Source organism: Luteibacter sp. Sphag1AF, assembly GCF_014192715.1.
Classification (GTDB): domain Bacteria; phylum Pseudomonadota; class Gammaproteobacteria; order Xanthomonadales; family Rhodanobacteraceae; genus Luteibacter.
The window spans coordinates 1-16,497 of sequence record NZ_JACHYH010000002.1 but is presented as its reverse complement, the minus strand read 5'-3'; the positions used below and the strand labels follow the sequence as shown (position 1 = coordinate 16,497).

General features: G+C 63.7%; 14 protein-coding genes. 6 read left to right on the top strand and 8 right to left on the bottom strand.

What is annotated here, in order from left to right; translation table 11 throughout:
- Positions 1-40 precede the first annotated feature (40 nt).
- The 3 genes from mtnA (at position 41) to gyrA (ending at position 4,267) form a co-directional block, all read left to right on the top strand.
- On the top strand, positions 41-1,072 hold the full coding sequence (gene mtnA, locus FHW69_RS06855) for an S-methyl-5-thioribose-1-phosphate isomerase (RefSeq protein WP_183422331.1): 1,032 nt from the start codon (positions 41-43) through the stop codon (positions 1,070-1,072).
- Positions 1,072-1,482 (top strand): GtrA family protein, encoded by a 411-nt coding sequence (locus FHW69_RS06850; RefSeq protein WP_183422330.1) that lies wholly within the window; start codon positions 1,072-1,074, stop codon positions 1,480-1,482. The genes mtnA and FHW69_RS06850 overlap by 1 nt, the downstream gene beginning before the upstream one ends.
- A 139-nt stretch (positions 1,483-1,621) precedes the next feature.
- Positions 1,622-4,267, top strand: a complete 2,646-nt coding sequence (gene gyrA / locus FHW69_RS06845) for a DNA gyrase subunit A (RefSeq protein ID WP_183422329.1) — start codon at positions 1,622-1,624, stop codon at positions 4,265-4,267.
- A 70-nt stretch (positions 4,268-4,337) separates the two neighbouring features.
- Here gyrA and FHW69_RS06840 read toward each other — a convergent pair whose 3' ends face one another.
- Positions 4,338-4,820, bottom strand: a complete 483-nt coding sequence (locus tag FHW69_RS06840) for a peroxiredoxin (RefSeq protein WP_183422328.1) — start codon at positions 4,818-4,820, stop codon at positions 4,338-4,340.
- 170 nt (positions 4,821-4,990) lie between these two features.
- Here FHW69_RS06840 and FHW69_RS06835 point away from each other — a divergent pair, with 170 nt between their 5' ends.
- Both FHW69_RS06835 and FHW69_RS06830 read left to right on the top strand, forming a co-directional pair.
- Entirely contained in the window at positions 4,991-5,443 is a 453-nt protein-coding gene (locus FHW69_RS06835) for an Hsp20/alpha crystallin family protein (RefSeq protein WP_183422327.1), read from the top strand.
- A gap of 92 nt (positions 5,444-5,535) precedes the next feature.
- Entirely contained in the window at positions 5,536-6,450 is a 915-nt protein-coding gene (locus FHW69_RS06830) for a DnaJ C-terminal domain-containing protein (protein WP_183422326.1), read from the top strand.
- A 52-nt stretch (positions 6,451-6,502) separates the two neighbouring features.
- Here FHW69_RS06830 and pilH read toward each other — a convergent pair whose 3' ends face one another.
- From pilH to FHW69_RS06795, 7 genes are all read right to left on the bottom strand, one after another.
- The gene (pilH, locus tag FHW69_RS06825) at positions 6,503-6,868 is read right to left on the bottom strand and encodes a twitching motility response regulator PilH (protein WP_183422325.1); all 366 of its coding nucleotides are present in this window, start codon (positions 6,866-6,868) and stop codon (positions 6,503-6,505) included.
- A gap of 208 nt (positions 6,869-7,076) precedes the next feature.
- Complete coding sequence (locus FHW69_RS06820; RefSeq protein ID WP_183422324.1) at positions 7,077-7,673, bottom strand: TIGR00730 family Rossman fold protein; 597 nt, start codon at positions 7,671-7,673, stop codon at positions 7,077-7,079.
- Between the two features lie 75 nt (positions 7,674-7,748).
- Positions 7,749-9,176 (bottom strand): dihydrolipoyl dehydrogenase, encoded by a 1,428-nt coding sequence (lpdA, locus tag FHW69_RS06815; RefSeq protein ID WP_183422323.1) that lies wholly within the window; start codon positions 9,174-9,176, stop codon positions 7,749-7,751.
- Between the two features lie 117 nt (positions 9,177-9,293).
- Positions 9,294-10,505, bottom strand: a complete 1,212-nt coding sequence (gene odhB, locus FHW69_RS06810) for a 2-oxoglutarate dehydrogenase complex dihydrolipoyllysine-residue succinyltransferase (protein ID WP_183422322.1) — start codon at positions 10,503-10,505, stop codon at positions 9,294-9,296.
- 7 nt (positions 10,506-10,512) lie between these two features.
- On the bottom strand, positions 10,513-13,359 hold the full coding sequence (locus FHW69_RS06805) for a 2-oxoglutarate dehydrogenase E1 component (protein ID WP_183422321.1): 2,847 nt from the start codon (positions 13,357-13,359) through the stop codon (positions 10,513-10,515).
- A 118-nt stretch (positions 13,360-13,477) separates the two neighbouring features.
- Positions 13,478-13,972 (bottom strand): hypothetical protein, encoded by a 495-nt coding sequence (locus FHW69_RS06800; RefSeq protein WP_183422320.1) that lies wholly within the window; start codon positions 13,970-13,972, stop codon positions 13,478-13,480.
- Positions 13,969-15,162, bottom strand: coding sequence for a cupin domain-containing protein (locus FHW69_RS06795; RefSeq protein ID WP_183422319.1), 1,194 nt, complete (start codon positions 15,160-15,162; stop codon positions 13,969-13,971). Before FHW69_RS06795 ends, FHW69_RS06800 begins: the two co-directional genes overlap by 4 nt.
- Positions 15,163-15,247: 85 nt before the next feature.
- Here FHW69_RS06795 and cysK point away from each other — a divergent pair, with 85 nt between their 5' ends.
- On the top strand, positions 15,248-16,189 hold the full coding sequence (gene cysK / locus FHW69_RS06790) for a cysteine synthase A (protein WP_183422318.1): 942 nt from the start codon (positions 15,248-15,250) through the stop codon (positions 16,187-16,189).
- The last annotated feature ends 308 nt before the right edge of the window (positions 16,190-16,497 follow it).

Sequence of the window (16,497 nt, the reverse complement as noted above, 5' to 3'; positions counted from 1 at the left end):
GCAAGGCCCTTGCCGTCACATCCCGCACCCATCCCGGGATTTGCGCGATAATGCGGGGATGAACGAACACGCTTCTCACGACACCATTCGCGCCGTGCAATGGCATGGCGATCACCTTGCGCTGCTGGATCAGCGGCTACTTCCCTTTGAAGAGCGCTGGTTCAACTGCACCACCGCCGACGAAGTGACTGACGCCATCCGCGTGCTGGCTGTTCGCGGCGCGCCGGCCATCGGCATCGCTGCGGCCTGGGGCGTTGTGCTCGCAGCAAAAGCCGGTATTCCGCTGGAACCTGTGCTCGTCACGCTGCGCGCCGCACGACCCACGGCGGTCAACCTGATGTGGGCGCTGGATCGCATGCGTGCGCGCATCGCCGAAGAGGCTGACGCCGCTGCGCTGGAGCGTGAAGCTCAGGCTATCCAGGACGAAGACCTGGCTGCCAATCGTCGCATGGGTGAACTCGGCGCTGCGCTGATCGAGCCGGGCTCCCACGTGCTGACTCATTGCAATACCGGTTCGCTGGCCACGGCCGGCTACGGCACCGCGCTGGGTGTGATTCGCGCAGCCGTGGAAGCGGGCCGCGTCAGCCAGGTCTATGCGGGTGAAACGCGCCCCTGGTTGCAGGGCGCGCGTCTCACCATGTGGGAGCTGGTGCGTGATGGCATTCCCGCGAAACTCGTCGCCGACTCCGCCGCGTCGCACCTGATGAAGCATGGTCAGGTGAAGTGGGTGATCGTGGGTGCGGATCGCATTGCCGCCAATGGCGACACGGCCAACAAGATCGGCACCTATCAGCTGGCCATTGCGGCGCGCCATCACGGCGTGAAGTTCATGGTCGTGGCTCCGTCCACCACGGTCGACATGGCGACCGAAACCGGTGAAGACATCGAGATCGAACTTCGCGAAGCGACCGAGCTCCTGTCCGTGGCGGGCACGCGCACGGTGATCGAAGGTGCCGATGCGTGGAACCCTGTGTTCGATGTCACCCCGGCCGCGCTTATCGACGCCATTGTCACCGAGCGCGGCGTGATCCTGCGACCGGACGAAACCCAGATGCGCGCACTCTTCGGCTGATGCGGATCGGGCGCGAAATCCTCCTTTTCGCGGCGGGTGGCCTCATCGGCTTCGTCGTGGACGGCGGCATCGCGCAATCGCTGGTCAGCCTGGCGCACTGGAATGTCTACGCGGCGCGTGCGGTCTCCTTCCTGGCCGCCGCGACCTCCACGTGGTGGTGGAACAGCCGGCATACGTTCAAGGGGCGCGACAGCGGCATGGGCGCGCAGGCTGAGTGGCTGCGCTGGATGGGGCTGATGGCTCTGGGCGCCGTGCTCAACAATGGCGTTTACGTGGCGCTGCTGCAGGGCATTCCGTCGTTGAAACCCTGGCCCGTGGTCGCCGTGGCAGCAGGCTCGCTGGCCGGTGCCATCGCCAATTATGGCCTCGCGCGCACGCTGCTTTTCAGGGGCACCAAAACCCCCGCGTAAGTTGTTGTTTATAAAGCACAAAAGACTGTCTTAAAAGGCGGCTTTGTGGTACTATTGATCGCTTGCGTGGACCCTCCGACCAGATCACGCGATCCGCGTGGCCCGGGGGGTCATTCATGGACTTAAGGGAAGCCGATTGATGGCAGAACTCGCCAAAGAAATCATCCGCGTCAACATCGAAGACGAGATGCGCCAGAGCTACCTCGATTACGCCATGAGCGTGATCGTGGGACGCGCACTACCCGATGTGCGCGACGGATTGAAGCCGGTGCACCGACGCGTCCTGTTCGCGATGAACGAGCTCGGCAACGTCTGGAACAAGCCGTACAAGAAATCGGCCCGCGTGGTCGGTGACGTCATCGGTAAATATCACCCGCACGGTGACGCGTCCGTTTACGACACCATCGTCCGCATGGCCCAGCCGTTCTCGCTGCGCTACATGCTGGTGGATGGCCAGGGTAACTTCGGTTCCGTCGATGGCGACAGCGCCGCAGCCATGCGATATACCGAGGTGCGCATGGCGCGCCTCACGCACGAGCTGCTGGCCGACATCGACAAGGAAACCGTCGACTTCGGTCCCAACTACGACGAAAGCGAGCACGAGCCGCTGGTGCTTCCCACCCGCGTGCCTAACCTGCTGGTCAATGGCTCGGCCGGTATCGCGGTGGGCATGGCCACCAACATTCCGCCGCACAACATGACCGAAGTCATCAATGCGACGCTTGCGCTCATTGATGAGCCCTCGCTCAGCATTGATGACCTGATGACCTTCATCCCGGGTCCGGATTTCCCGACCTGCGGCATCATCAATGGTTCGTCGGGCATCATCGAAGCCTATCGCACGGGCCGCGGCCGCATTCTGGTCCGCGCACGCGCCGAGATCGAAACCGAGGCCAACGGTCGCGAAACCATCATCGTTCACGAGCTTCCCTATCAGGTGAACAAGGCTCGCCTGATCGAGAAGATCGCCGAGCTGGTGAAGGAAAAGAAACTCGAAGGCATCAGTGCCCTGCGCGATGAGTCCGACAAGGACGGCATGCGCGTCGTCATCGAAATCCGTCGCGATGCGATGGGTGATGTGGTGCTGAACAACCTGTTCCAGCAGACCCAGCTGCAGGTCACGTTCGGCATCAACATGGTGGCACTGCTGGATGGCCAGCCGCGTCTGCTCAACCTCAAGGACATCCTTGAGGCGTTCATCCGTCACCGCCGTGAAGTGGTCACGCGCCGCACCATCTTCGAGCTGCGCAAGGCACGTGCCCGCGCGCATATCCTCGAAGGCCTGACCGTTGCGCTGGCCAACATCGACGAGATGATCGAGCTCATCAAGACCTCGGCCTCGCCGGCAGAAGCACGTGAACGCATCACGCAGCGTCGCTGGGATCCGGGTCTGGTCAGCGCGTTGCTGTCGGCCGCGGGCGCAGCCTCGTCGCGTCCGGAAGAAATGGACCCGCGCGACGGTCTGCATGCGGATGGCTATCAGCTGTCCGAAGCACAGGCGCTCGAAATTCTGGCCATGCGTCTGCATCGCCTCACGGGTCTGGAGCAGGATCGCCTTTCCGACGAATACCGCCAGATTCTCGAAACGATCCGCGGCCTCATCGAAATCCTTGAGAACCCCGTGCGTCTGCTTGAAGTGATCCGCGGCGAGCTGGAACAGATCCGTACCGATTACGGCGACGCGCGTCGCACCGAGATCCTGCATTCGCAGGAAGATCTGCATGCGCTGGACCTGATCGCTCCGGAAGACGTGGTTGTCACGCTGTCGCACACCGGCTACGTCAAGCGTCAGGCGGCCAGCCTGTACCGCGCGCAGAAGCGTGGTGGCAAGGGTCGTTCGGCGTCGGCACTGAAAGACGAAGACGTCGTCGAGCAGCTGTGGGTGGTCAACACGCACGACACGCTGCTGACCTTCACCAGCACGGGCCGCGTGTACTGGCTGAAGGTGTACCAGATGCCTGAAGCGGGCCCGGGCGCGCGTGGCAAGCCCATCGTCAACCTGTTGCCGCTGGGCGAGGGTGAAAAGGTCCAGGCCGTGCTGCCGGTGCGTGAATACACCGAAGACAGCTTCGTGTTCTTCGCCACGCGTCGCGGTACGGTCAAGAAGACGCCGCTTACCGAGTTCGCGTTCCAGCTACAGAAGGGCAAGATCGCCATCAACCTCGATGAGGGTGATGCGCTGGTCAATGTGGCGCTCACTGACGGCAAGAGCGACGTGCTGCTGTTTGCCTCCAACGGCAAGTCGGTTCGCTTTGATGAAGACACCGTTCGCTCCATGGGCCGTACGGCCACGGGTGTGCGCGGCATGCGTCTGGCTGACGATGCGGAAGTGGTTTCGCTGATCGTGGCCGCCGAGGGCGACATTCTCACGGCCACGGCGCGTGGCTACGGCAAGCGCACGGTGCTGAGCGAATTCCCGAAGAAGGGGCGTGGCACGCAGGGCGTCATCGCCATCCAGTGCTCGGAGCGCAACGGCAACCTTGTGGCGGCCACCCAGGTGGGTGATTCGCAGGAGCTGATGCTGATCTCCGATCAGGGCACGCTGGTGCGCACGCGCGTTGCAGAAGTCTCGCAGCTGGGTCGCAACACCCAGGGCGTCACATTGATCCGCCTGCCGAAGGACGAGACGCTGGTCAGTGTTGTGCGTCTGGATGCCGACGAGGAAGTGGAGGCGGATGTCGAGGCGGGTGCAGATGTCGTGGCAAACCCGTCAGAGGCTGTCGAAGACAGCACCTTCGACGCAGCGGCAGAGGACACATCGACGGACGGCGAGCCGCAGGAATAAGCGGCTTCGCAGATGAAAACAAAAGGCCCGGCATGCAAATGCCGGGCCTTTTCAATGTCACTCACGCAGCTCAGTCGGCTACGGCGGCCAGCATCGTCTCTGCATCGGAAATGCGGAACTCACCGGGCGCTTCGATGTTCAGCACCTTTACCACGCCGTCTTCTGCATAAAGTGCGAAGCGCTTCGCGCGCACGCCCATGCCGTGCTTGCTGCCATCAAGCTCCAGCCCAAGTGCGCGGGTGAACTCGGCATTGCCATCGGCCAGCATCACCAGGTCCTCGGGCACGCCCTGCGACTCACCCCACGCATGCATCACGAATGCATCGTTGACCGACATGCACAGCACATCAATGCCGCGCTCACGGAAGTCTTCGCGATGGGTAACGAAGCCGGGCAGGTGGCGGTTGGAGCAGGTGGGCGTGAACGCGCCCGGCACCGCAAACAGCACCACCTTGCGGCCGTCGAACAACTCCCTGCTGGAAACCTGCTTCACGCCATCGTCGAAGATGTTCAGTACTGCGTCCGGAATACGGTCGCCGGTCTGGATCGTCATGGGGTACTCATCGGTTGGGTGGAAATGCGTCGAGTGTAGGCCGCCCGTGTGGCTGAAGGAAAGGCAACCAATCACATGCGCACGAAGGCGCTCCCTTGAATCGTGGCGCGGCGAACCAATCTTGTTTTGCAGACGGTCGTGGGACCGGAAAATCTTTTGGAGACAATGCGATGAGTCATTCTCGTCAGGCTTCGTGGCGCCACGCGCAGGTCCTTCCGGGCGATATCCGCCAGGTGTTCGACCGTTTCTTCAGCCAGGAAGAGGCAGCGCCCGCCGCGCAGGCCAACCCGTCGTGGGCGCCCCGCGTCGACATTCGCGAAGAGGCCGGTCGTTTCCTGATCCTGGCCGACATCCCGGGCGTCGATCCGGCCACCATCGACATCCAGATGGACAAGAACGTCCTCACCATCAAGGGTGAGCGTCCTGCTGCGGTAGCCGATGAATCCGGCAAATTGAGCCGCATCGAGCGTTCATACGGTACATTCCACCGCCGCTTTGCCCTGCCGGAGGGCGTGGATGCCGAGGGCATCACGGCCACGGGCAAGCACGGCGTGCTCGAAATCGCCATTCCGAGGAAGGCGGAACCCGCTCCGCGTCGAATTTCGATTAACGCCGCGGGCTGAATGCCTTATCTTGGTTGACCTGACCCGCGGCGAAGCTGTTTCGCCGCGGGTGTTTCTGTTTCTGATGGTGTGACACAAGCCCGGGAGAGCCTGTGGAGTTCAAGGATTACTACGATGCGCTGGGCGTGAAGCCTGAAGCGACGGATGCCGAGATCAAGTCGGCGTACCGCAAGCTTGCGCGCAAATACCACCCCGACAAAAACAAGGAAGCCGGGGCGGAAGAGAAATTCAAAACCATCAACGAAGCGAACGAGGTCCTGAAGGACCCCGAAAAGCGCCGTGCGTACGATCAGGTACGTGCTGGCGGCTATCGCTCCGGCGAGCAGTTCCGTCCGCCGCCGGGCTGGGGCCAGCAGCAGGGCCAGGGCTTCGATTTTGGCGGCGGTGGCGGCGGTGGCGGCGACTTCAGTGACTTCTTTGAAAGCCTGTTTGGCGGCGGTCGCGGCGCGGGCGCGCGCGGGCAGGCCCAGCCGCGTCGCGGTCGTGACATTCAGGCCCGTATCGAAACCGACCTGCAAACGGCCTACAACGGCGGCAAGACCCGGGTGGTGCTCAACGATTCGGCCGGTGGCGAGCGCGTGCTGGAAGTGAAGATCCCGGCAGGCATCCAGTCCGGCCAGGTCATCCGCTTGGGCGGGCAGGGACATCAGGGCTCGGGGGGTGGACCGTCGGGTGACCTGTTGCTGGAAGTGGGCATCCGCGACGACGCACGCTTCCGTCTGGAAGGCCGCACGGTGCTGCATACGCTACCCATTTCCCCCTGGGAGGCTGCTCTGGGTGCCACGGTGCCGGTGCCGACGCTGGGTGGGCACGTTGACCTGCGCATTCCGGCGGGCTCGCAGTCGGGCCGCAAGCTGCGTCTGAAGGGGCGTGGATTGCCGGGTTCGGAGCCGGGCGATCAGATCGTGATGCTGGAAATCCGCGTGCCGGTCGCCGACACGCACGAGGAAAAGGCGGCGTTCGAAGAACTGAAGGACGCGTTTCCGGATTTCGACCCGCGTCGCTGATGCGAGGCGGACGGGGCTGGCCCTTGCGGCGAGCCCCGTTGGCTGCGGGCCATCAGGCCGGCAGCAGTTCCTTCAGGGTGCGGATCAGTTCTTCTTCCTTGATCGGCTTGACCACATACGCCTTGGCGCCCTGACGCAGGCCCCACACCTTGTCGGTGTCCTGATCCTTGGTGGTGACCAGGACGATGGGGATGTGCGCGGTGGTGGCTTCCTTGCTGATGGTACGCGTTGCCTGAAACCCGTTGAGGTTCGGCATGACCACGTCCATGAGAATGAGGTCGGGAAGCTCGCGCTTCGCCGCTTCGACACCTGCGGCGCCGTCTTCGGCCGTGACGGCCTCATGTCCCAGTTTCTCGACAATTCGCTTGATGCCAAGCAACTGCGACGGCGAATCGTCGACGATCAGGATACGCGCCATACTTTCCCCCGGGCCTGAGCCCGTCAGTTATTCTTCGCCGCCCATCAGTGGGCTGACTTCGTGTGCCGTGTCGCCGCGCGGAACACCTTGGGTCCAACGCCCGGGCGACACCCCTGTAGCGAGGGGCCATTCTACTGTGACCCGCCCGTACATCAATGCTTAATGGCTCAATCCGTGCGCTGGCGGGTATTTACGTGGGTCAGGAGCCTTACGCCCCGACCGTGTTTGACGTGATCCACTTCGGCGCATAGGTCGATTCATAGGACTTCATCCAGTCGAACAGCGCATCAATGGACGGGCCAAACCACACGCCTTCACGCTGTTCTGCCCGCACGAAACCCTCGGCGACCATGTGGTCCATGGTAGCGGCCACATGCGTGTAGAAGCCGCGTACGTCGAGGAACGCGCAGGGGAAGGTGTGCAGGCCGAGCTGGGCCCACGTCAGCATTTCAAACATTTCGTCCATCGTGCCGAAGCCGCCGGGCAGGGCGACAAATGCGTCGGACAGCTCATACATGCGCGTCTTGCGCTGATGCATGGTCTCGACCACGTGGATTTCGGTCAGGCCCTGGTGGGCCACTTCCTTTTCCACCAGCTGGCGCGGAATCACGCCGATCACACGACCACCGGCCGCAAGCACGGCATCGGCGACGACGCCCATCAACCCCACCTTGCCACCGCCGTAAACCAGAGCGATGCCCTCATCGGCGAGGCGCTTGCCAAAGGCAGCAGCCTGTTCGGCGTATTCGGGGTGCGTGCCGCTGTTGGAACCGCAGTAGACGCACAGGGACTTGATGTTGCGCATGGATACTCCGTGATACCTCAAAAGAAGAAGCCCGCCCATGCAGAACATGGACGGGCTTTCGTGTCACAAGGGCGATCAGTTGCTCTTGTGAATGGCGCGCTTGTCGACGGCCAGCGCCGCTTCGTGCACCACTTCGGACAGGGCCGGGTGAGCGTGAACGATGCGGGCCAGATCTTCCGACGAGCCCTTGAACTCCATGGCGACCACGGCTTCGTGGATCAGCTCCGAAACGACCGGGCCGACCATGTGAACGCCGAGGATGCGGTCGGTTTCAGCGTGGGCAATGACCTTGACCATGCCGACGCCTTCGTTCATGGCGACCGCGCGGCCGTTGGCAGCGAACGGGAACGAGCCGGTCTTGTACGGCACGCCTTCGTCCTTGAGCTGCTTTTCGGTCTTGCCGACCCAGGAAATCTCCGGCTCCGTGTAGATGACCCACGGCACCATGTCGAGATTCACGTGGCCCGGCTTGCCAGCGATAAGCTCGGCAACGGCAACGCCTTCTTCGGAACCCTTGTGCGCAAGCATCGGGCCGCGGACGGCATCGCCAATGGCCCACACGCCATCCACGCCGGTGTGGCAATGCTCATCGACCACGATGCGGCCGCGCTCATCGACCTTCACACCTGTGTCGTCGGCCAGCAGGCCGTCGGTATAGGCGCGGCGACCCACGGCTACCAGCAGCTTGTCGACGACCAGCGACTGCTCGCCGTCCTTCTCGCTGTTGTAGGTGAGGTGGACTTCGTCACCCTTGATCTCGGCCTTGGACAGCTTGGCGTTGAGCTTGATGTCCAGACCCTGCTTGGCGAATTCACGCGCAGCCGTCTTGGCGATGTCGGTGTCGGCAGCTGCCAGGAATTCCGGCAGTGCTTCGATGATGGTGACTTCCGAACCCAGGCGCTTCCAGACGCTGCCCAGCTCAAGGCCGATCACGCCTGCGCCGATGACGCCCAGGCGCTTGGGCACTTCGGAGAAGTCGAGTGCGCCGGCGTTGTCCACAATGTGCTTGCCATCGAACTTCGCGAACGGCAGCTCGATGGGCACGGAGCCCGACGCGAGGATGACGTTGGTCGCGGCGATGGTCTGCTTCGTGCCGTCGTTGCCGGTGACTTCCACCTGGTTGCCCTTCAGCAGCTTGCCCTTGCCGAAGAACGAGGTGATCTTGTTGGCCTTGAACAGCAGGGCCACGCCGCCGGTGAACTGCTTGACGATCTTGTCCTTGCGACCGGTGAAGGTCGGGATGTCGATCTTCGGGTTATCGGCAGTGATGCCGTGCAGGGCGAAGTTGTGCGTCAGGTTGTGGAACTGCTTGGACGAATCGAGCAGGGCCTTGGACGGGATGCAGCCGATGTTGAGGCAGGTGCCACCGAGGGCCTGCTTGCCATCCTTGCCGACGAAAGCGTCGACCACGGCGGTCTTGAGGCCCAGCTGCGCGGCGCGAATCGCTGCCACGTAACCCGCGGGGCCTGCACCGATGACAATGACGTCGAATGTGTCGCTCATGATCACTCCGGGAAGCTTCGGTATAGGGGAATACCGATGTATGTGGGGTCGAAAATCGGGGGTCAAAACACCAGAACGGGAGTCGTTGCCGACTCCCGTCTGAGGAACTGACCGGCCTTACAGGCCGAGGAGCATCCGCTGCGGATTTTCCAGCTGGTTCTTGATGTCCACCAGGAACAGCACGGCGTCGCGGCCGTCGATGATGCGGTGATCGTAGCTGAGTGCGATGTACATCATCGGCGCGGCAACGATCTGGCCGTTCTCGACCACCGGACGCTCCTTGATCGTGTGCATGCCGAGGATCGCGCTCTGCGGCGGGTTCACGATGGGCGTGGACAGCAGCGAACCGAAGGTGCCGCCGTTGGTGATGGTGAACGTGCCGCCCTGGAGGTCGTCCAGGCCGAGCTTGCCGTCACGCGCCTTCTTGGCGTAACCGATGATGCCCTTCTCGACATCGGCGAAGCTCATGTCCTGCACGTCGCGCAGCACAGGGGTGACGAGGCCCTTCTCGGTCGACACGGCGATCGAGATGTCCTGGTAACCGTGATAGATGATGTCGCTGCCATCCACCGAGGCGTTGATGACCGGGTAGCGCTTCAGCGCTTCGGTAGCAGCCTTGACGAAGAAGCTCATGAAGCCCAGCTTCACACCGTTGGCCTTCTCGAACTGCTCGCCCAGCGACTTGCGCAGCTTCACCACTTCGGCAAGGTTCACTTCGTTGAACGAGGTGAGCATGGCGATGGAGTTCTTCGACTGCATCAGGCGCTCGGCGATGCGCGTACGGATACGCGTCATCGGCACGCGCTCTTCCGGGCGCGAACCCGGCGTCGGCTTGGCAGCCGGCGCGGACGAAGCGGCGGGAGCAGCGGCGCCACCCTTGCCGTAGTTGACCAGGTCTTCCTTGGTCACGCGGCCATCGCGGCCGGTGCCGGCGACCTTCGATGGGTCGATGTTCTCTTCCGTGGCCACGCGACGGCCAGCCGGGGAGAGGTCTTCGACGCCAGCCGGAGCCGACTTGGTTTCGGTTTTCGCGGCGGCCGGCGCAGCAGCCTCGGCGGTCTTCGCGTCAGCGGCCGGGGCGGCAGCAGCGGCGCCTTCCTCGATCACGGCGATGACCTGCGAGCTGACGACCGTGGAGCCTTCAGCGAACTTGATTTCTTTCAGCACACCGTCGACCGGCGACGGCACTTCGAGCACGACTTTGTCGGTCTCAAGATCGAGAAGGTTTTCGTCGCGCTTGACCGCTTCACCGGCTTTCTTGTGCCACGTGGCGATAAGAGCGTCGGAGACGGACTCGGGCAGGACCGGGACTTTGACTTCGATGGACATGCTTGTCTTACTCCGCTGCGTGATCGGTGCCGACGGGCGCCGTGAGCGCTTGCTCGACGAGCGCCGCCTGTTCGGCGACATGAGAATTGAGATGACCTGCGGCCGGTGCGGCCGAGCGGGCGCGTCCCGCGTACGAGAGGCTGTGCTTGGCGCTGATGCAGGCCTGGAGGTGGTGGCGAATCTGGAACCATGCGCCCTGGTTCATCGGCTCTTCCTGGCACCAGATCACTTCCTTCGCGGAGGTGTACTTGTCCAGTTCGGCCGATACTTCAGCGCGCGGGAAGGGATAGAGCTGTTCGACGCGGACAATGGCCACATCGTTGATGTCGCTCTTGGTCGCTTCTTCCAGCAGGTCGTAATAGACCTTGCCCGAGCAGAACACCACGCGCTTGACCTTCTTGGCGGCCAGGTCGCGATGCTCCGGGATCACCAGCTGGAAGCTGCCGTTGGCCAGATCGTCCAGCGAGGACACCGCCAGCTTGTGGCGCAGCAGCGACTTGGGCGTCATCACGATCAGCGGCTTGCGCACCGGGCGCACCTGCTGGCGACGGATCATGTGGAACGCCTGCGCCGGGGTGGTCGGCACGCAGACCTGCATGTTGTCGACCGCGCACAGCTGGAGGAAGCGCTCAAGGCGTGCGGACGAATGCTCCGGACCCTGGCCCTCGTAGCCGTGCGGCAGGAAGAGGGTGAGGCCGCACAGGCGGTCCCACTTCGCTTCGCCGGAGCTGATGAACTGGTCGATCACGACCTGGGCGCCGTTGGCGAAGTCACCGAACTGGCCTTCCCAGATGGTGAGCTGGTCGGGCGAGGTGGTGGATTCGCCGTACTCGAATGCCATGACCGCTTCTTCGCTGAGCAGCGAGTCGACGATTTCGACGCGGGCGTCCTTGCGCACGTTCGACAGCGGCATGAACGTGTTGTCGGTGCTCTGGTCGTGCAGCACGGCGTGGCGATGGAAGAACGTGCCGCGGCCGGAATCCTGACCCACCAGGCGAAGGTCGTTGCCTTCGTTGATCAGCGTGGCGTAGGCGAGGTTTTCCGCGAAGCCCCAGTCACCCGGGAGTTCGCCGGCAGCCATCTTGCGACGGTCTTCGTAGATCTTCGCAACACGCGGGTGCAGTGTGACGTCGGCCGGGATGTCCAGCAGCACGTCGAGCATCTTCGCCAGCTCGGTGCGCGGCACGCCCGTGTTGACCACCATCGACAGCTTGTTCTTCTGGAAGCGCGTCCAGTCGACGGGGATGTCGCGGGTCGGATTCGGGTCGATCGCGATCAGCGGCTCGCCCTTTTCGAGGCGTGCGCGATAAGCGTCGAGCATCTTCTGGCCGTCGTCCGCACCGATGGCCGATTCCTTGACCAGGCGCTGCGCGTACAGATCACGGGTGGTCGGACGCTTGCGGATCACCTGGTACATCAGCGGCTGCGTGGCCGACGGTTCGTCAGCCTCGTTGTGGCCGTGGCGGCGGTAGCAGACCAGGTCGACCACGACGTCCTTCTTGAACTCCTTGCGGAACTCATAGGCGAGGCGGGTGACCTGGATGACGGCTTCCGGGTCATCGCCATTCACGTGGAAGACCGGGGCGTTGACCATCTTGGCCAGGTCGGTGCAGTACAGCGTGGAACGCGCGTCATCGCGCTTGGACGTGGTGAAGCCCACCTGGTTGTTGACCACCAGATGCAGCGTGCCACCGATGGCAAAGCCACGGGCCTGCGACATCTGCATCAGTTCCATGCCGACGCCCTGACCGGCGAAGGCGGCGTCGCCGTGGATCAGGATGGCGATGGACTTGTCGTGGGTGGTGTCGCCGCGGCGGCACTGGCGCGCATGCACGGAGCCTGCGACCACCGGATTGACGATTTCCAGATGCGACGGGTTGAACGCCAGCGCGACGTGCACGCCACCCTTGGGCGTCTTGACGTCGGCCGAGAAGCCCATGTGGTACTTCACGTCGCCGGAGTGGATGGCGTCGTCCACGTGCTCGAACTTGCCTTCAAACTCATTGAAGAGCTGGCCGGGCGGCTTGCCAAGGATGTTGACCAGCACGTTCAGGCGGCCGCGGTGGGCCATGCCGATGACCAGTTCCTTCACGCCGTTGTCGCCACCGGCGCGCACCACGTCATCCACCATCGGGATGAGGCTGTCGCCGCCTTCCAGCGAGAAACGCTTCTGGCCGACGTACTTGGTGTGCAGGTATCGCTCAAGGCCTTCGGCTGCCGTCAGGGCTTCGAGGACGCGGACCTTTTCTTTCGTATCCAGGCCCGGGTTGCCACCGGCCTTCTCCAGGCGCGAGTAGATCCAGCGGCGCTGGTCGTGGTCGCTGATGTACATGAACTCGGCACCGACGGTGCCGGTGTAGATCTTCTTCAGGCGAGTCAGCAGCTCGCGCAGCTTCAGGCGCTGGCCGCCGCCGGCAAAGGTGCCTGCGTCAAATTCGGTATCGAAATCGGCTTCGCTGAGGCCATGGAAAGCCAGGCCGAGATCCGGGGCATCCACCGAAGGAACGGTGAGGCCGAGCGGATCGAGGTCGGCGGCAAGATGGCCGCGCGAACGATAAGCGGTAAGCAGGCGGAGAACGCCGGCCTGTTTCTGTGCGTAGACATCATCGCCGGGAGCGGTGGCTACGGTTGCCGTACGGCGCTGGCGCTGTGCGGCTTCGATGCGGGCGATGGCGTCCGAGTGGGGAACGTCGCCGGCCTCGCGGCCCTTGAACGATTTGAAATACGCGTCCCATTCGGTGGGGACCGAGGCGGCGTCAGCCAGCCAGGACTCGTAAATCTGCTCGACGTAGTCGGCGTTGCCGCCGGCGAGCTGGGAGGATTCAGAAAACTCGCGGATCAGGTTTGCGCTCACGTCACCACCGGCACACACGGGGAAATGGCTTGCCGACCATCGAAAGAGGATGGATGGTGGCAAAGAATTCGTTAATTATAGCCCCCCGGTGCTGCGTCGCGCCAACTTCTATTCACATTCAGATGCCAAGTGGTCTTATTTCCCACGCGGCTTCCGAGCGATCCCACACTTCGTCGAAATATGACTGTAAATGCGAGGCTTCGCCCGCAGCGTCGAGGTGTCCGCGAGCCTCGAAGCGGGAGGCCTGTGGCCTGAACAGAAAGCCACTGGCGTGGTCGGTGACAAACGATCCTGTGTACCGCAGGTCGTCTTCATCGGTGGGCATGCGTATTTGAATGACCGACGGCAGCCGCTGGGCCAATGGAATGAGGCGATGGGTTTCGCGCAGTGCGCGGGCCGCATCGTGGGTCAGGATGCGGATGGATGCGCGCCGCCCGCTGGTGGCGATGCGACGCAGCGCGGCGAGGGCATCTTCCGAATCCAGCAGCCCCGCCTCGAATATTGGCAGATACATGCACAGACGATGCCGGGCCTGATCGAGCACGCGCTGGTAAGCCAGCGCGAGGCTGGCCCGATCCTGCGCGATCAGGGCGGCATCGTCCGGGGCACTCAACGGCGGCGACCCTTCTGAACGGCCAGGTGGCCGTCATTGATGAGGGTGAGCACGAGTTCGCGGTCGGCGACCGGCACCTCGTCCAGGATGCGGCGCTGGCACAGACGCTCCGCCAGGTCGGCCGGGCAGGCATAGCCGTGCCCGCTGACATAGAGTGTGGCGCCCTTGCGCTGGCGCACCCAGGCCAGACGCGCGTACGGATGACGCAGGATGCGCGCGCCGCCGTCCAGTGCCTTGTCCAGGGCGGCGCGGGTGGTGGCCTTCGCCGGGGCGGCGGCCATCTGCGCATTGCGGTAGCGGGTGATGAAGCGGCCGAACCAGTCGGCCAGCAGCTCGCGATCCAGTGCGACGGCAAAGGGCAGGGCCTGGCGCAGGCGGTTGATGGCGGAGAGGTCGATCTCGCCCGCATGTTTGGCCGGGGTCAGGTCCGGATCGGCATAGCGCAGCTCTTCGGGCATGCGCTCGGCGAGAAAGTCGGCCAGATCGCCGGTCAGCTCTGCCTGCGAGGGGGCGCGCATGCCGACCGAGAGGGTCATGCAGTCGCCCAGTGCCACGCCGTCGTGAGGGACGCCCGGTGGCAGATACAGCATGTCGCCCGGTTCAAGCACCCACTCGTGTGTGGGCTCGAAGACTTTGAGCTGCTTCAGTTCCACATCGTTGCGAAATTCCAGCGGGGCTTCCGGATCATCGCTGATCGCCCAGTGGCGCTCGCCAATGCCCTGAATAAGGAATACGTCGTACTGGTCAACGTGCGCACCGACGCCGCCACCGTTTTCGGCGTACGACACCATGATGTCGTCCATGCGCCAGGTGGGCAGGAAATCAAACGATTCCAGCAGGGCCGCCACGTCGACGTCCCATTTGTCCACGTCCTGAACCAGCAGGGTCCAGTGGCTTTTCGGGGTCTTGCCGAACTCTTCCTCTGCAAACGGGCCGGTTTTCACGGTCCAGCGGTCACGCTTTTCATCGTGAAAGATAAGGCGTGCGAGCGCCGACTCTTCACAGGCCAGGCCGGCGAGGTCGTTGGGCTGAATGGGCGGCTCGAAGTCGGGAAACGCGTTGCGGATCAGCAACGGGCGTTTTTGCCAGTAGTCGCGGAGAAACTGCGCCGGGCTCATGCCGAGCGGTTGCTTCGCGCTGCCGCGCACTTCGATGGGGAGGGGCTTGCGGGAGGGTTGGGAGATGGCCATTCCCTATTGTAGCCACGGAAGCGGTCGTCATCGGCCTCGCGGGGGTGCATCATGAGCCGTCCATACGGCCGTCCGGAGCTAACCCATGATCTACGACAGCATTCTCGACACCATCGGCAACACGCCGGTTGTCCGCCTGCACCGTCTGGCGCCCGCCAACTGCCAGATTTTCGTCAAGGTGGAAGCCTTCAATCCGGCCGGCTCGGTGAAGGATCGCCTGGCGCTGGCCATCATTCTGGATGCGGAGCGCACGGGTGCGCTGAAGCCGGGGCAGACGGTGGTGGAGGCCACTTCGGGCAATACGGGAGTGGCGCTGGCGGCCGTGTGTGCCGCGCGCGGCTATCCGTTTGTGGCCGTCATGAGCGAAACCTTCTCGATCGAGCGCCGCAAGCTCATCCGCGCCTATGGCGGCCGGGTGGTCCTCACGCCGGCAGCGGCACGTGGCAGCGGCATGGTCGCAAAGGCGAAGGAGCTTGCGGAGAAGCACGGCTGGTTTCTTGCGCGCCAGTTCGAGAATCCGGCCAATCCGGCTTATCACCGCAACACCACTGCCCCGGAAATCCTGCGCGATTTCGCCGGACGCCGGCTGGATTACTTCGTGACGGGCTGGGGTACGGGCGGCACGCTGACTGGCGTGGGCGAGGTGCTGAAGGTGGCGCGGCCGGAGGTGAAGATCATTGCGACCGAGCCTGCGGGCGCGGCGCTGTTGTCGGGCGCCGAGTGGCAGCCGCACAAGATTCAGGGCTGGACGCCGGACTTCGTGCCCGCGGTGCTCAACCGTTCCGTGGCGGACAGGATCGTGCCCGTGGACGATGTGCTTGCCCGCGATACGTCGCGTGCGCTCGCGCAGAAGGAAGGCATCTTTGTGGGCATTTCGGCTGGCGCGACGCTGGCGGCTGCGCTGGAGGTGGCGAAGACGGCGCAAGAGGGTGCGGTGATTCTGGCGATGCTTCCGGATACCGGCGAGCGTTATCTGTCGACGTTCCTCTTTGAAGGGGTCAATGAGGGGTCCGACGAGGTCGAATAAACCTGCCTGCAAACCTTATGGATGCTGTGTGAGCGAGCTGTGGGTGTGTTTCGCAAGCGCGGCACAGCGGGGCGTGTCGCGGGAAAGCCCCCGCCGTCTTCCCCATGAGCACGTCGCGCGGTCGCTGCGCGACCCGGACGTTCGGGCGGGTTTGTCGACGGGTTCCAGGCGGTTCGGCTAGCGTCCTTTAGCTTCTCGCGAGGCCGGCACAGCGTGGCGTGTCGAGGGAAAGCCCCCGCCGCCCTCCCCATGAGCACGTCGCGCGGTCGCTACGCGACCCGGACGTTCGGGCGGGGTTTGTCGACTGG

Coding starts and splice junctions, on each gene's coding strand:
- FHW69_RS06820 (WP_183422324.1), bottom strand. CDS start 7,673: ATGCGCAACATCAAGTCCCTGTGCGTCTACTGCGGTTCCAACAGCGGC.
- FHW69_RS06835 (WP_183422327.1), top strand. CDS start 4,991: ATGAGTCATTCTCGTCAGGCTTCGTGGCGCCACGCGCAGGTCCTTCCG.
- FHW69_RS06840 (WP_183422328.1), bottom strand. CDS start 4,820: ATGACGATCCAGACCGGCGACCGTATTCCGGACGCAGTACTGAACATC.
- pilH (WP_183422325.1), bottom strand. CDS start 6,868: ATGGCGCGTATCCTGATCGTCGACGATTCGCCGTCGCAGTTGCTTGGC.
- FHW69_RS06795 (WP_183422319.1), bottom strand. CDS start 15,162: ATGGCCATCTCCCAACCCTCCCGCAAGCCCCTCCCCATCGAAGTGCGC.
- cysK (WP_183422318.1), top strand. CDS start 15,248: ATGATCTACGACAGCATTCTCGACACCATCGGCAACACGCCGGTTGTC.
- FHW69_RS06850 (WP_183422330.1), top strand. CDS start 1,072: ATGCGGATCGGGCGCGAAATCCTCCTTTTCGCGGCGGGTGGCCTCATC.
- gyrA (WP_183422329.1), top strand. CDS start 1,622: ATGGCAGAACTCGCCAAAGAAATCATCCGCGTCAACATCGAAGACGAG.
- lpdA (WP_183422323.1), bottom strand. CDS start 9,176: ATGAGCGACACATTCGACGTCATTGTCATCGGTGCAGGCCCCGCGGGT.
- odhB (WP_183422322.1), bottom strand. CDS start 10,505: ATGTCCATCGAAGTCAAAGTCCCGGTCCTGCCCGAGTCCGTCTCCGAC.